Annotated in this window: 8 protein-coding genes, 1 tRNA gene and 1 pseudogene; 7 read left to right on the plus strand and 3 right to left on the minus strand. The window is 51.7% G+C overall.

Annotated features, from left to right (window positions below; all coding sequences use genetic code 11):
- The first annotated feature begins 13 nt into the window (after positions 1-13).
- The 3 genes from ACN0YN_RS04825 (at position 14) to ACN0YN_RS04835 (ending at position 2,524) form a co-directional block, all read left to right on the plus strand.
- Complete coding sequence (locus ACN0YN_RS04825) at positions 14-1,408, plus strand: neutral/alkaline non-lysosomal ceramidase N-terminal domain-containing protein (protein WP_417383857.1); 1,395 nt, start codon at positions 14-16, stop codon at positions 1,406-1,408.
- Positions 1,409-1,613: 205 nt separating this feature from the next.
- Positions 1,614-1,687, plus strand: a tRNA-Arg gene (locus tag ACN0YN_RS04830).
- Positions 1,688-1,780: 93 nt separating this feature from the next.
- A complete protein-coding gene (locus tag ACN0YN_RS04835; protein WP_417383858.1) occupies positions 1,781-2,524 on the plus strand; it encodes a hypothetical protein in 744 nt (247 codons plus the stop codon).
- Positions 2,525-2,538: 14 nt separating this feature from the next.
- Here the strand turns inward: ACN0YN_RS04835 and ACN0YN_RS04840 are convergent, their stop codons facing one another.
- Complete coding sequence (locus tag ACN0YN_RS04840; protein WP_417383859.1) at positions 2,539-3,645, minus strand: sialidase family protein; 1,107 nt, start codon at positions 3,643-3,645, stop codon at positions 2,539-2,541.
- A gap of 336 nt (positions 3,646-3,981) precedes the next feature.
- Entirely contained in the window at positions 3,982-4,290 is a 309-nt protein-coding gene (locus tag ACN0YN_RS04845; RefSeq protein ID WP_417383860.1) for a winged helix-turn-helix transcriptional regulator, read from the minus strand.
- A 136-nt stretch (positions 4,291-4,426) separates the two neighbouring features.
- Here ACN0YN_RS04845 and ACN0YN_RS04850 point away from each other — a divergent pair, with 136 nt between their 5' ends.
- Together ACN0YN_RS04850 and ACN0YN_RS04855 are read left to right on the plus strand one after the other, a co-directional pair.
- On the plus strand, positions 4,427-5,107 hold the full coding sequence (locus ACN0YN_RS04850) for an FMN-dependent NADH-azoreductase (protein ID WP_417383861.1): 681 nt from the start codon (positions 4,427-4,429) through the stop codon (positions 5,105-5,107).
- Between the two features lie 880 nt (positions 5,108-5,987).
- Positions 5,988-6,437 (plus strand): hypothetical protein, encoded by a 450-nt coding sequence (locus ACN0YN_RS04855; RefSeq protein ID WP_417383862.1) that lies wholly within the window; start codon positions 5,988-5,990, stop codon positions 6,435-6,437.
- A gap of 202 nt (positions 6,438-6,639) precedes the next feature.
- Here ACN0YN_RS04855 and ACN0YN_RS04860 read toward each other — a convergent pair.
- Positions 6,640-6,762, minus strand: a pseudogene (locus ACN0YN_RS04860) (type I restriction-modification system subunit M N-terminal domain-containing protein); the annotation flags it as partial.
- 384 nt (positions 6,763-7,146) lie between these two features.
- On the opposite strand from ACN0YN_RS04860, the gene ACN0YN_RS04865 reads away from it, so the two are divergent.
- Both ACN0YN_RS04865 and ACN0YN_RS04870 read left to right on the plus strand, forming a co-directional pair.
- Positions 7,147-7,647, plus strand: coding sequence for a transposase (locus ACN0YN_RS04865; RefSeq protein ID WP_417383863.1), 501 nt, complete (start codon positions 7,147-7,149; stop codon positions 7,645-7,647).
- 582 nt (positions 7,648-8,229) lie between these two features.
- Positions 8,230-13,353, plus strand: a complete 5,124-nt coding sequence (locus ACN0YN_RS04870; protein ID WP_417383864.1) for a PVC-type heme-binding CxxCH protein — start codon at positions 8,230-8,232, stop codon at positions 13,351-13,353.
- The last annotated feature ends 164 nt before the right edge of the window (positions 13,354-13,517 follow it).

Here is a 13,517-nt window from a genome sequence, read left to right on the forward strand (position 1 = left end):
TGAGGAGCTACCGATGTTTGAACGATTCCCCCAATGGCTGCTGTGTCTGTTGCTTGTGTCAGCAGTCGGTCAGTTTCGTCTGAATGATGTCTCTGCCGCTGAGTCCCCCTCCTCCTTCGGATTTGCCAGAACAGAAATCACGCCCGAGGTTCCCCTGCGTCTTTCCGGATACGGGAATCGGGACACCGTATACGAACGCGTCGATGAGCCCCTCTATGTGCGGACGATGGTGATCCAGTCGCCTGAGAAAAAAATCTGTGCTCTCGTCTCCCTCGATTCCATCGGCTTTGCCGGCACTTTCACAGACCGGATCGCCGGTAAAGTGAAGGAGAAGTATGGTCTGAACCGCGACCAGATTGTAATCTGCAGCACGCATTCACACACGTCGCCGCAGCCGATGGAAGGACTCTCGAATATCTTCTCAACGCCGATGACCGAAGCCCAGAGCGAAGCCTCGCAGAACTACTGGAACACAGTGGAGCAGCGCATTGTGCAGACGGTCGGCAAAGCCATCAAAGATCTGCAGCCGGGAACGCTCTCACTGATGACCGGAAAAGTTGGCTTTGCCCAGAATCGGCGGGTATTGAAGAACGGCAAGTGGACCGGGTTCGGCTTCAATCCCGAAGGGCCCGTCGATCACAGTCTGCCCGTGCTGAAAGTGACCGATGCGACCGGCAAACTGCGGGGGCTGGTCTTTAATTACGCCTGCCACTGCACAACGTTTGGCAGCGACTACAACTGTCTGAACGGCGACTGGGCCGGTTATGCGTCGAAGTATATCGAGGAGCAGTACGGCGATATCGTTGCCGTCTGCACGATCGGTTGTGGAGCGGATCAGAACCCGATTCGCGGGAATAAAGAGGTCGCGAAAGATCTCGCCATCGGTCATGGCCGCGCGATCGCCGTCGAAGTCGCCCGGCTCTTAAAAGAAACGCCGCAGCCCATTACGGCATCGCTGGGGACCGCTTACGGAAAAGCAGCTCTCCCCTTCGAATCACCATCGAAAGAGGAACTGCAGGCCGCATTAAAAAATCAGCGCCCCCAGGTCAGACAGCATGCGACCAATATGCTCAAACATTTTGAAAAAGAGGGTAAACTGCCGACGAGCTACCCTGCTCCGGTACAGGTCTGGAAGTTCGGCAACCAGCTGACCATGATCTTTCTGGGAGGCGAAGTGGTCGTCGACTACGCACTGAGGCTCAAGCGGGAAATCAAGAGTGATGCTGTCTGGGTGACCGCGTATGCGAACGACGTTTTCGGCTATGTCGCTTCCGAACGGATGCGGGACGAAGGGGGCTACGAAGTCGATTTCTCGATGATCTACTACAACCAGCCCGGCCGCTGGGCACACGGCACCGAAGAGATTCTGATCAAACGAATCCACGAACTGGTCCAGCAGGCTCATTGATTCCAGTGAAAAACGTCCCTGGCCCAATATCTGCCACAGGATTTAGAAGATCATGGCAAAGAAACTCGAGTTTTTTTGAAATCGACGGCTGCAATCTGTGTTGTAAGTATTGAGAATGAAAGCACTTTCCCGTTAAAATCCAGCACCCATCCGGGGCCCCTCAGCGAACATCTTTGTCTGCAACGGGGTCAATAGAGAAACACAAGCGCCCGTAGCTCAGCTGGATAGAGCAACGGACTTCTAATCCGTAGGTCGGTGGTTCGAATCCACCCGGGCGTGCTTTTTCTGCTTACCTCTTCGGCTCTACATCTGTTGACGCGTTCTGCTCCCCTATTCTGAATCGATAATAAGGCACTTAAGCAGAGGTGTGGAATGGATTTCCGCTACGTCTTAATATCCGTCCTGTTCGTATTCCTGTCTGCCTGTTTTTCCAGTTGTTCCTCTGGTATCACGACCGGCACCTCCAGGCTGACCGACGAATTACCCGAGCTGACAGAGACGTCCGAGATCCCCGCTGAATGGTTCCGCGAGCCCGTCATCGCCGTGTTTCAAACTAATTTTACATCATATGCTAACAGTCACAGTCAGCCCGAAATTACCTTTGCCGTCTGGGACGATGGCACGTATTTGCTCAAAGAAAATCGAAACTATCGCACCGGCTCGCTTTCTGATGAATCGATGTCCTTCGTCAACCGCTTCAGTAACAACGCCGAATATCAGTCCTGTATATCGCAGCCGCTGCCCGCCTATCCGCATTCCGATCTCTACACCACAATCCTGTCGACGGCAAACAGCAAGTATAAAGCCGAATCCTCTTTCAGGGTCATCGGCCCCGAAAATCTCGATGACTTGAGCGGCTTTCTAAGCTTCACTAAAGGTCGTGGCGGTGAACATCTTCTCGAACTCCGTAAAATGAACAACAGTCTCTACGAGCATTTGAAACAGAGCACATCCTCTGCGACCGTGCTCTCGCTTTCTGAAGCAAGTGTCAGTGAGATCTGCAGAAAATGGATGCTCGGCCCGCGGTATCTCAGCCCTGAAGAGATAAAAGAGATTATCCAAGGGGGTTACGGACCACCGCTTATCACCAACGAGAACAGTAGCAAGACGGATTAGAACTGTAATGGTGGTTATTCCTGCGGACGGGCCCCTTCCACACCGATTGTATAAATGACCGGAGTGCGGCTTTTGTAACCCTTACTCGCCCGGGACGTCGTGATGACGATGTTGCCCGTCTGGCGGTCTTCAATGGAGTGCCAGTGCGACAGGTTCACGTCCTCTTCGTCAGGTAGTTTCGTGTCAATCACAACCAGATTCTCGCGAATGATTCCATAGGTTTTCGGATCGACCTCCCCAATTACCAGGGGCCAGCGGGGATGATTGGCCTGGCAGTTCTTCTCACTGATGTTTCCAATCCAGTAGGTACGACCGTTGGAGTGAGTGATCAGTTCTGACATCGAAGAGGGAGAAAAGAAAAGATCTCCATCCGAGTAGGTCCAGGGCTCTGGCTTGCTCCACTTGTGACCGCCATCTTTAGAGATGCTAATCCACTTTCGACTGGGCAGTTCGTTCGATGGGTCGCTCTTACCGCCGTTACTGCCTCGCATGATGCAGATGAGATTCCCATCCGGCATTTGAGTCAGAGTCGGCTCATACAACCCGCGGACGGTACGCTTACCATCACCCTCGATCGGTTCAGACGACTCCCATTCAATATCGTTGTTTTCCGTCCAGCGTCCGATGAGAATTCTGGTTTGAAGCCAGTACCAGCCGCCGCCAGGGTTGTGAAGATTTTTGCCGTCATCTGCCAGAGGGGGCATTTGCATGGGGACCAGGATCGTCCCCTCGCGGGTGCGAATCGGATCACAGCCGAGATCACCGAGGAAGAAGCAGTTCTTGCTGATATGTACGCCATCCACAGGATGCTCGGGGGAATACTCTTCTCCCTTTTGGGCGATGGGTTTATCGTACAGGTAGCTCCGTCCCCCATCAGTCGAGACACGGTAGCGAAGATAGTACCAGTGCCATTGCCAGCGCGGCTCATGTGCGTGGGGATCTTTATCTGGCGTGTCCATGCAGTTGAAAAGCGACAGAATGTTTCCGTTGACCGGATCTCGCCAGAGGCCGTAATGACTGCGTCGGTAGCCATAGGGCAGGTCTTTGTCAAAAACGGGAGTGGGTTTCACAGGCTCCCATGTGCGACCATTGTCAGGTGAAAAACCATTCAGTTTAATCATTTCCTGTCCTGAATGATTTTGATAGATGGCTTTAAACAATGGTGACATCGTATTGAGTATTTGCTTCTGCTTTAGCGAAAGCTTTCCCGTATCTGCTGCGAAGGTTGTTTGCATCAGAGAAATAACAATCATGGATGATAGGATCAGATTCTGGAACAGTTTCATGCGTGTTTCTCTGCTTCGAGATTACTTAGGCTATTGGGATTGAGTCTGAAATCGCTCCAGACTTCTATATTTCACCACTCTAACTATGCCCTGCTCTCTACTTCAAGCTGGTATTATCTTTTTCCATTAATGTGATCCTGGACCTGGAAGGTGGAACTCGCGGGTGATTTGTCATTTCTTCAACCGAGCCTCCTGATGAAGAACGTCAACTTCGTCGATGATTTCCAGCAAACGATGACCAAATGTAGACAAAGTGTATTCGACGCGTGGAGGAATTTCGGGGTAACTCGTCTTTTCAACGATGCCATGTTCGACGAGTCGTCTAAGTCGCTCCGAAAGGACTTTCGCAGTCATCCCATCGACTGCCTTCTCCAATTGACCCGGTCGTTGAATGCCTTGCTCAATGCGTCGGAGCAGTGCCACCATATAGCGACAACCCAGGCATTTTTCGAAAACTTCGGTTACATCTATCTCACTCATCTTTCTCGCACCCTACTTAAAAGAAAGTACCCCACAAATTTGTGCCCGGTTGAACCCGCCTCTTGAACGGTAATTATACCAGCAAAGTTACTGTAATTCAGATGCCAAAGCTTTTTGTTTAAAAAGGAGAACTGAAATGCCTCACCTGCTCCACATTGATTCAAGCCCCCGCAGCGACCGTTCTCACACACGTGGTCTCACAGCCGACTTTGTGCAAAGTTGGCAGAACAACCACCCAAACAGCACCGTGACGTATCGTGACATTGGACGAAGCCCATTGCCGCACGTGACAGAAGAGTGGATCGCGGCGGCATTTACACCACCGAACGAACGCAGTCAAGCTATGCAGGATGCCTTGCGATTGAGCAACGAACTGATAGACGAGCTATTGCTGGCGGATGTGATTGTTATTGGGATTCCATTTTACAATTTCGGAATGCCAAGCGGTTTCAAGGCTTACATAGATCAGATCGTGCGTATCGGTCGAACGTTCTTATTCAATCCCGATAACGAAGAATCACCATATACACCGCTCGTTCACGGTAAACGGATGATTGCAGTTATCTCCCGTGGTGATGGTGGTTACGGTTCCGGTGGTCGAAACGAGAAAAATAACCATCTTGATCCTCATTTACGGACGGTGTTTCACTTCATCGGCGTCAACGATTTAGAGATTGTTGCCGCCGAAAATGACGAGCATGGTGGTGCGGCTTTGGTCAACTCCTTAGAGTCTGCTCGCAGAAAACTTCTGAGGATTGCGACCGAAGATCAACCGCAAAGGGGGGACCTTGCTCCCTTCACCGACTCCAGAACTTGATTTACTGATCAGGATCCTGACACGATTGAGAAAAGGCGAACATGCCCACCGGGCGTCATTCATTCGAACAGATCATTTTGCAACTCCAGAAAGCCGATGTCCATCTCGTCCAGGGGATTTCGATTCCCCTGATGTGTAAAAAAGCGGAGAATTCACCAGCAGACGTACTGCAAGTGGTGTCATGAATACCGTGGTTTATGGATGGATCAGGCCAAACGCCTGAAAGAGCTGGAGAAAAGAATGTCCTGCTTGAGAAACTATTTACAGGGTCAGAACAATCATGACACTAAGTGGCTATGTTATTCTTGAGGCAGGTTAATATTGGCCAAATTACTGGTTTCAGTTGACTACCACTACTATCACTTTGGGCTCATTTAGCACTTAAAAATACTAGAAATCGGGATATTCTACGTAGCTCTACATATACAGTTATTGAAGCGTTTGACACGGCTGAATAAGGCTTCCTAGTACATTTGGCAAGGTTTTTTAAGCCGACTTCTTATCCGCAGGTCGGTGGTTCTATTCCACCCGAGCGTGCTTTTGATAGCGATTCACTGTAGTGATGAATCGTTTTTTTTTTGGCAGCCTCCTCACCTTTTCTAGAAATTGTTCAGTCAGTGGAGCTTGTCTTTTCTTCCCGATAGGCCGCCAAAGGCTAACTTCTGCTTGGGTTACCACTAAACTGGTAGTACTACCAAAACTTCTTGGCCGAACTCAAGGTCGTCACTCAGAAGGGCTGGATTCAGTGAAGTATTATTGGCTAACTCCCAAGGATCAAAGAAGGAACAATTGGATTCTTCACTGCGAGACCGCATCCGGGGTCTCACTTCGGACAAAATACGCTGATTTGCAATGCACCAAATGTCGCAAGGTGGATGAATTGGCGGCGATCGAACGTGGAATCGATGCGGATGTTAGCATTTATAGTAAATCTGACTTCCTAACCAGTGACGATGGTTTCGTAGCTGTGTCGAAACGCTTCCGCGATTCACTCGCCTCGCACAATGTTTCCAATATTTCGTTCGTTTCAATTCCAGCGTCAGACAACTACTTCATCATGCTGCCTAATGCCTTTGCGGCGATTGTAAGCGACAACGTTGGGATGGAGTTCCACAGAAAATGCGCTACGTGTGGTCGATTCCGCGAAACATGTTTTTTCCCCGTATTGGAGTCGTTTGCGGTTAATCCAGATCCACTTGCATTAAATGTACCGGACGTAAATCAAGAGAACACACGCGGTCGCCAGCTTTGGTTTTGTGGGTCGAATGAACTTGTATCCGTGCTCAAGCCGCAAAAACTCAAAGGGCTGGAATTCACAGAGGCATATTAACAAAAACGCAGATAACCAAGCGATGAACACGGAGCCGCCGACAGCGTGTTTTGCCAATGGAGAGTCGTTCGCGACGGCCCGGTTATCGCAATCGTTACCGGCCAACGACCGTTCCTCGTTCCCACGCGAACGAAACCCGCTCCACACGGCTACCCATCCTGTCCTTCATGTTAAAGGGCGGATTGTCCATGATCTAATAGGCCTTGAGTTCGGCGCGGCGTGCCTCGAATTTGTCGGAGACGAACTTGAGGAAGAGCAGGCTGAGTACGAGGTGCTTGTATTCCGAAGATTCCACACTGCCCCGCAGCAGGTTCGCGGAATCCCAGACGGACTCTACGAAACCTTACTCGGTCTTTTGGGGGCTGCTTTTTTCTTCGCCATTCTGGTTCCTGTTGCTGATTCTGGATGGTAGTGTGAAATATTTGTTTTTCTACTACGGCCAGCACGAAATGACACGAAAATCTGGCTGGTGCGTGTACACGAATTTCCAGTGTAGCTAATGGTTACGTGATCGAAAGTTAGAGATTATTGATGTAGGGGCGGACCCATGTGTCCGCCCGTTGTGTTGGTGTGTTCTGTATTTTGTGTTCGGAAGGATTTTGTGGTTCCGTTGTGGGGTTGATATTGTGGTATGTCGCGAGGCGGGTCGACACATGGGTCGACCCCTACGTGTGATGTGGTTTGTTTGCGAATCAAATGGGGGTGATCTATGGATATACCGCGGCGGAAGGAGATTCGGTTGCCGGGTTATGATTATTCACAGGCAGGATTTTATTTTCTGACGATTTGCACACAACACCGGTTATGTCTGTTTGGGAAAATTCTAGCGGGAGACCTGGTTCACAACGATGCAGGTAAGATGATTCAGCGTTGGTGGAAAAAACTGGAGCAGAAATTTCCTGAGATTATATTACATGATTCAGTTGTGATGCCGAACCATGTTCATGGGATTATTCAGATTCAGCGAAGTAAAGAAGAATCAAGGGAAGAGGCTCCGTCTGTGGCCACAATGATCCAGTGGTTCAAGACGATGTCGATGAACGAATATATTCAAGGTGTGAAACAGCAGGAGTGGCGACCGTTTTCAAAACGATTATGGCAACGCAATTATTACGAGCATATTATACGTGATGAAGATTCATATCACGAAATAGTGGAATACATTCGATCCAATCCACAGAATTGGGGAAAAGACAAATATTATATGTGATATGTAGGGGCGGACCCATGTGTCCGCCCGTTGTGTTGGTGTGGTTCGTGTTTTGCGTTCGGATGATTTTTGTGGTTCCGTTGTGGGGTTGATATTTTGGTGTGTCGCGAGGCGGGTCGACACATGGGTCGACCCCTACGTGTGATGTGGTTTGTATGCGAATAATGTAGGGGCGGACCCGTGTGTCCGCCCGTTGTGCTGGGGTGTTTTGTATTTTGCGTTCGGAAGGTTTTTGTGGTTCCGTTGTGGGGGGGATATTGTGGTGTGTCGCGAGGCGGGTCGACACATGGGTCGACCCCTACGTGTGATGTGGTTTGTATGTGAATAATGTAGGGGCGGACCCATGTGTCCGCCCGTTGTGTTGGTGTGGTTCGTGTTTTGCGTTCGGAAGATTTTTGTGGTTCCGTTGTGGGGTTCATATTTTGGTGTATCGCGAGGCGGGTCGACCCCTACAGGAATTCAGGGGCAAAATATGCCAAAAGCCTAGCTTCTGCCTTGGGTTACTACTACACTGGTAGTACTACCAATATTTCACTCCCCAATCCTCTGTCGCTCTTTTTAAATACGGATGATGCTGGAACTATGAAACGATTCTCTCGCTGCTGTGCCGTACCTGCTTTGAAATCTGTTTGTGGGGCTGTTGCTCTCTGTCTGTCGCTGCTGGTGACCAGTGTTGCCAGTGCGGGGCCGCTGGTTTATCAAGGGACGGACGGGCCTGGTGTGGGCAAGCATATTGTCTTCCTCGCCGGCGATCATGAATATCGCTCTGAAGAATCGCTGCCGGAACTTGCACGGATTCTGGCGAAGCGGTTCGGGTTCAAATGCACCGTGCTGTTTAATATCGATCCGGAGACCGGCGAGATTGTGGCCGGTAACTCGAATATCCCGGGGATGGAAGCACTCGACTCCGCAGATCTGGCGGTGATCTTTCTGCGGTTTCAGAATCTCCCCCAAGAGCAGATGAAACATCTGGATGAGTACCTCAAACGGGGCGGCCCGGTGGTGGGCATGCGGACTTCGACTCATGCCTTCAATATGCCCGCCGATGCTCCCTTCTCTAAATATTCCTATCAGAGTAAAGACAAAGACTACGAGCTGGGCTTCGGTCACCAGGTGCTGGGGCAGACCTGGGTGGGACACTATGGGACCAACCATAAGCAGAGCACGCGCATCAGTGTCATTGACGAGAAGAAGGATCATCCGATTCTGCGGGGCGTGAAAGATGTCTGGGTGCAGGCCGGCGGTTATGTCGGCAAGCCTGTCGAAGCGGAAGTGCTGACGATGGCCCAGCCACTCAACGGTATGAAACAGGACTCCCCTGCCGACGAAACGAAGCCTCCCATGCCTTCGGAATGGACGCGGACTTACACCTCTGCTTCCGGCAAGAAGGGGCGCGTATTCACGACGCTGTACGGCACGCCTGAGGATCTGTTGAACGACGGCTATCGACGGATGCTGGTCAATGCGTGTCTCTGGGCAATTGGCCTGGAAGATGCGATTAAGGCGGATGCGAATGTCGATTTCGTCGGGCCGTTCGAACCGAATACATTTGGCTTTGCCACTTACGCACACGGGATCAAGCCGGAAGCGTATGCCGGGTTCACGAGTCCGATTCCGGCGAATCATAATACCAAACGAACTGACACTCCGAAAAAGAAACCAGCTCCGAAGAAGAAAGAGGCCAAGGGTAAAAAGTCTGATAAGCCGACCGCTTCCATCGTGACTGGTAAGCCGGCCCGTTTTGTGCGGATTGAACTGCCGGGCGACAAGCGGATTCTGACTTTGGCGGAAGTCGAAGTGATCAGCGGTGGTAAGAATGTCGCTAAAGGAGCCAAGGCGACACAGTCGAGTACGATGGGACCGGGTGTGGCTGCGAAGGCACTGGACGGCAATAAAAGCCCGGACTGGGGCAAAGGGGGACAGACTCATACTTCCAATTCCGGTTCGAAAAATCCCTGGTGGGAAGTCGATCTGGGCAAAGCCGTCGCTGTGGACAAGGTGGGGATCTGGAATCGTCAGGGGTTAGAAGGCCGCCTGGAAGATTTCACACTGACGCTGCTGGATGCAGACCGGAAAAAAGTTTTTGAGGTCACGAAAGTGGCTGCTCCGTTTACGATGGAAATTGACATCAAGAACGGGGGTAAGCTGGAGTATCTGACCTTCACTGGATCGGCGGGGGTTCCTTATAAGTCGACTTCGAAGTCGGTCGGTGCAGAGTCACACAGTCAAATCGAAGATCCCACGCTGGTTGAAGTACCTGCGAATTATCGCGATCCGATTCCGTTTGCGTTTCAGGAAGGAGATGTGGTTGCCATCGTGGGGAACGGGCTACCCGATCGGATGCAACATGACGGCTGGCTGGAAACACTGCTGCAGAGTGAACTGCAGGGGAAGCAGGTGCGGTTTCGCAATCTGAGTGCCAGTGGCGACCAGGTGGATTCGTTCCCGCGAAGTAAAGGGGCCGCCACGATCACCGAATATCTGCGGCATATCAAAGCGGATGTTGTGTTTGCCTTCTTCGGGTATAACGAATCGTTTCAGGGGGTGAAGAAAGCCGGCGATTATCAGAAACGGCTGGTTGACTTCGTCAGACGGACCCGTGGTTCCAAAGCGAACGGAAAATCATTCCCGCGGATTGTGCTGTTCAGCCCGATCGCGCATGAAGACACCGGAAATAAAAATCTGCCAGACGGCAAAGCCCACAACGCGCAGCTGGCTGCCTACACGAAAGCCACGGAAGCGGCTGCCCGGGAAGCGGGAGTTGCGTATGTGGATCTGTTCCACCCATCCCTGCAGATGTTCAAAGAATCGAGCGAGCCGTTAACGATCAACGGAATTCATCTGACGGAAGAAGGGAACAAAAAGCTGGCGGAAGTGGTTTCGTCGGTACTGTCCGGTCATCAGGTGACTGCTTCACAGACGATGGAGCCGCTGCGGTCGGCTGTGCTGGATAAGAACTATAAGTGGAACAACCGCTATCGCGCCCGTGACGGGAATGACGTGTGGGGCGGACGATCGATTCTCAAGTTTACGGATGACCAGACCAACGCGGAAGTGTTGCAGCACGAACTGTCGATGCTGGACGTGATGACGAATAATCGCGATGGCCGTATCTGGGCATTTGCGAAAGGGGAAGATTTCAAAGTTGATGACAGCAATGTTCCGCAGCCGGTCAAGGTGATCTCGAATGTCGGCGGGGGGAGCAAGAGCTCCAGTGCCGTCAAAGAGGGGAACTTGAATTACATCAGCGGCGAAGAGGCGATCCAGCATATGGCGCTGGCCGACGGGTTTGAGGTCAGTCTGTTCGCTGACGAGAAACAGTTTCCTGAACTGGTCAACCCGGTGCAGATGCAGTTCGACACGAAAGGTCGGCTGTGGGCGGCTGTCTGGCCGACTTATCCCAAGTGGGAACCATTGAAAGAAATGAACGATGCACTGCTGATTGTGCACGATGATGACAATGACGGTAAAGCGGATCGTGTGACCGAGTTTGCCCGGATTCAGAATCCGCTGGGCTTTGAGTTCTGGAATGGGGGCGTGCTGGTGGCGTCCGCGCCGGAGCTTGTATTCCTCAAAGATACTGATGGAGACGATGTCGCTGATGTTCGTACTGTGATGCTGCAGGGCCTTGATTCCTCGGATACGCATCATGCAGCGAACAACCTGATCTATGGTCCTGACGGTGCCATTTACTGGCAGAGTGGCGTGTTCATGGTGCATAACCACGAACATCCCTGGGGCCCTTCTCTGCAGGCCAGCGAATCGGCCATGTATCGCTTCGATCCGCGACGGTACACGATTTCGATGCACGCGGTTAATTCCCCGAACCCACACGGGATTTCATTCGACTACTGGGGATACCATTATGCGACGGACGGAACCGGCGGTCGTGCTTATCAGGTGCGTCCGGATAAGGGCGGCTTCAAAATGCACGAACTGCTCAAGAAAGAAGTTCGTCCCGTGACGGCCAGTGAAGTCGTCAGCAGCGCACACTTCCCGGATGAGATGCAGGGGGACTTTTTGATCTGTAACGTGATCGGGTTCCTGGGTATCAAGCATTATGATCTGGCACGGAACAGTGAAGATGGTACCGTGTGGGGCGAGCCTGCCGGTGATGATCTGGAAGTGACAAGACTGAATGCGGACGGGACGAAGACGCCCGACAAGTCCAAAGGTCTGATGATGAGCGGTGACAAAAACTTCCGTCCCGCTGATGCGATCTTCGCGCCTGATGGTTCGCTGTATTTCTGCGACTGGCATAACGTGATCATCGGCCATATGCAGCATAATGTTCGCGACCCCAACCGCGATCATCAGCATGGTCGTATTTACCGGATGACTGCCAAGGGACGTCCGCTGCAGAAGCCGGTTGCCATTGATGGGGAACCGATTGCTGCCCTACTGGAAAATCTCAAATCGCCAATCGACGGCATTCGCCATCGGACGCGTGTGGAACTGAGTGAACGGGATTCCGACGCCGTGATCGCTGCGACCCAGGAATGGATCAAGCAGTTTGACCCGAATAAAAAAGAAGACGCGCATCATTTGCTCGAAGCACTCTGGCTGCATCAGCAGCATAACGTGCGGAACCTGGAACTACTGGGGCTGCTGTTGAAGTCACCCGAGCCACATGCCCGCATTGCTGCGAATACAGTGAAGCATCTCTGGTTTAACGTGGAAAGCACGATGCGTGGCGGCGTGATTGCGGAATCAGAAGAAGCTGCGACACAAAAGTCGGGGATTCTCAGCGATACCCCTGAACTGACGACAATTCGCATCGGGACGGTTCGTGAGCGGATGCGATACGATGTAACGAAACTGACCGTGAAGCCTGGTAAGAAAGTCAAGCTCACGTTTGCCAACCCGGATTTCATGCCTCATAACATTATGCTGGTCAATCCGGGGAAAGCCGATGAAGTGGGACTGGCGGCGATTGATCTGGGAGCCAGCGGGTTTTCCGTCGGCTTTATTCCCGAGAGCAAAGAAATTCTCTGGCACAGTAACCTGGTCGACCATGGTCAGGAAGAGGTCATCGAATTTGTCGCGCCGACCAAAGAAGGTGCCTACCCTTATATCTGCTCATTTCCCGGGCATCACCTGCTGATGCGGGGAACGATGTACGTGACGAACGATCTGAAGGAGTTTCTCGCTAAGAATCCGGAACAGGTGACTAAGGTTACTGAGTGGAAGCTGGCTGATCTGGAAGCAGACCTGAAACGGGTGGGACAGCATCGAAACTTTACGCGGGGACAGCAGGTTTTCACCAAACTTGCCTGTGCTCAGTGCCATAAACTGACGAAGGAGAGTGTCACGCTTGGCAACAATCTTTCGATCGGCCCCAATCTGGATGAAGTGATCAAGAAGCATAAGAACGATGCCAAAGCGATTCTGGCGGAGATTCTGGAGCCTTCCCGCAAAATCGAGGATAAGTACAAAACGGTACTGATCCTGCTGGATGACGGACGGAGCCTGAACGGGAACATCGTCGCTGAAGATGAAAAATCAATCACAATCGTAACGGGGCCGCCTCAGGTGAAGGAGCAGAAAATTATGAAGAGTGCGATTGAATTCCAGCGCAGCTCCCCGGTCTCCATCATGCCGGCTGCTTTGCTGAATACGCTGGATAAAGAAGAGATTCTCGATCTGCTCGCCTATGTGATCTCGGGAGGAAACGCGAAAGACGCGGCCTTCCATCATCATCATTAATCGGACACCCATTTGCCATTATGATCGGAGGAAAGTGGCGACGCGAGTGTGATCGTAACTGATCGTACTGGTGCGCCACGCCGTTGGTTCATGATATGTTCAGAGAAACCTGAGCAAAGACAGTGCTGCAGCAGGTTTTGTGGGCGTAGTCTCTACCTGGGTTG

Origin of the sequence: Gimesia sp., assembly GCF_048260065.1 — a bacterium.
In the GTDB taxonomy this organism is placed as follows: Bacteria; Planctomycetota; Planctomycetia; order Planctomycetales; family Planctomycetaceae; genus Gimesia.

What these genes read in the sequence shown, in the direction of transcription:
- ACN0YN_RS04825 (WP_417383857.1), top strand. Translation starts at nt 14, where the DNA reads ATGTTTGAACGATTCCCCCAATGGCTGCTGTGTCTGTTGCTTGTGTCA.
- ACN0YN_RS04835 (WP_417383858.1), top strand. Translation starts at nt 1,781, where the DNA reads ATGGATTTCCGCTACGTCTTAATATCCGTCCTGTTCGTATTCCTGTCT.
- ACN0YN_RS04840 (WP_417383859.1), bottom strand. Translation starts at nt 3,645, where the DNA reads ATGATTAAACTGAATGGTTTTTCACCTGACAATGGTCGCACATGGGAG.
- ACN0YN_RS04845 (WP_417383860.1), bottom strand. Translation starts at nt 4,290, where the DNA reads ATGAGTGAGATAGATGTAACCGAAGTTTTCGAAAAATGCCTGGGTTGT.
- ACN0YN_RS04850 (WP_417383861.1), top strand. Translation starts at nt 4,427, where the DNA reads ATGCCTCACCTGCTCCACATTGATTCAAGCCCCCGCAGCGACCGTTCT.
- ACN0YN_RS04865 (WP_417383863.1), top strand. Translation starts at nt 7,147, where the DNA reads ATGGATATACCGCGGCGGAAGGAGATTCGGTTGCCGGGTTATGATTAT.
- ACN0YN_RS04870 (WP_417383864.1), top strand. Translation starts at nt 8,230, where the DNA reads ATGAAACGATTCTCTCGCTGCTGTGCCGTACCTGCTTTGAAATCTGTT.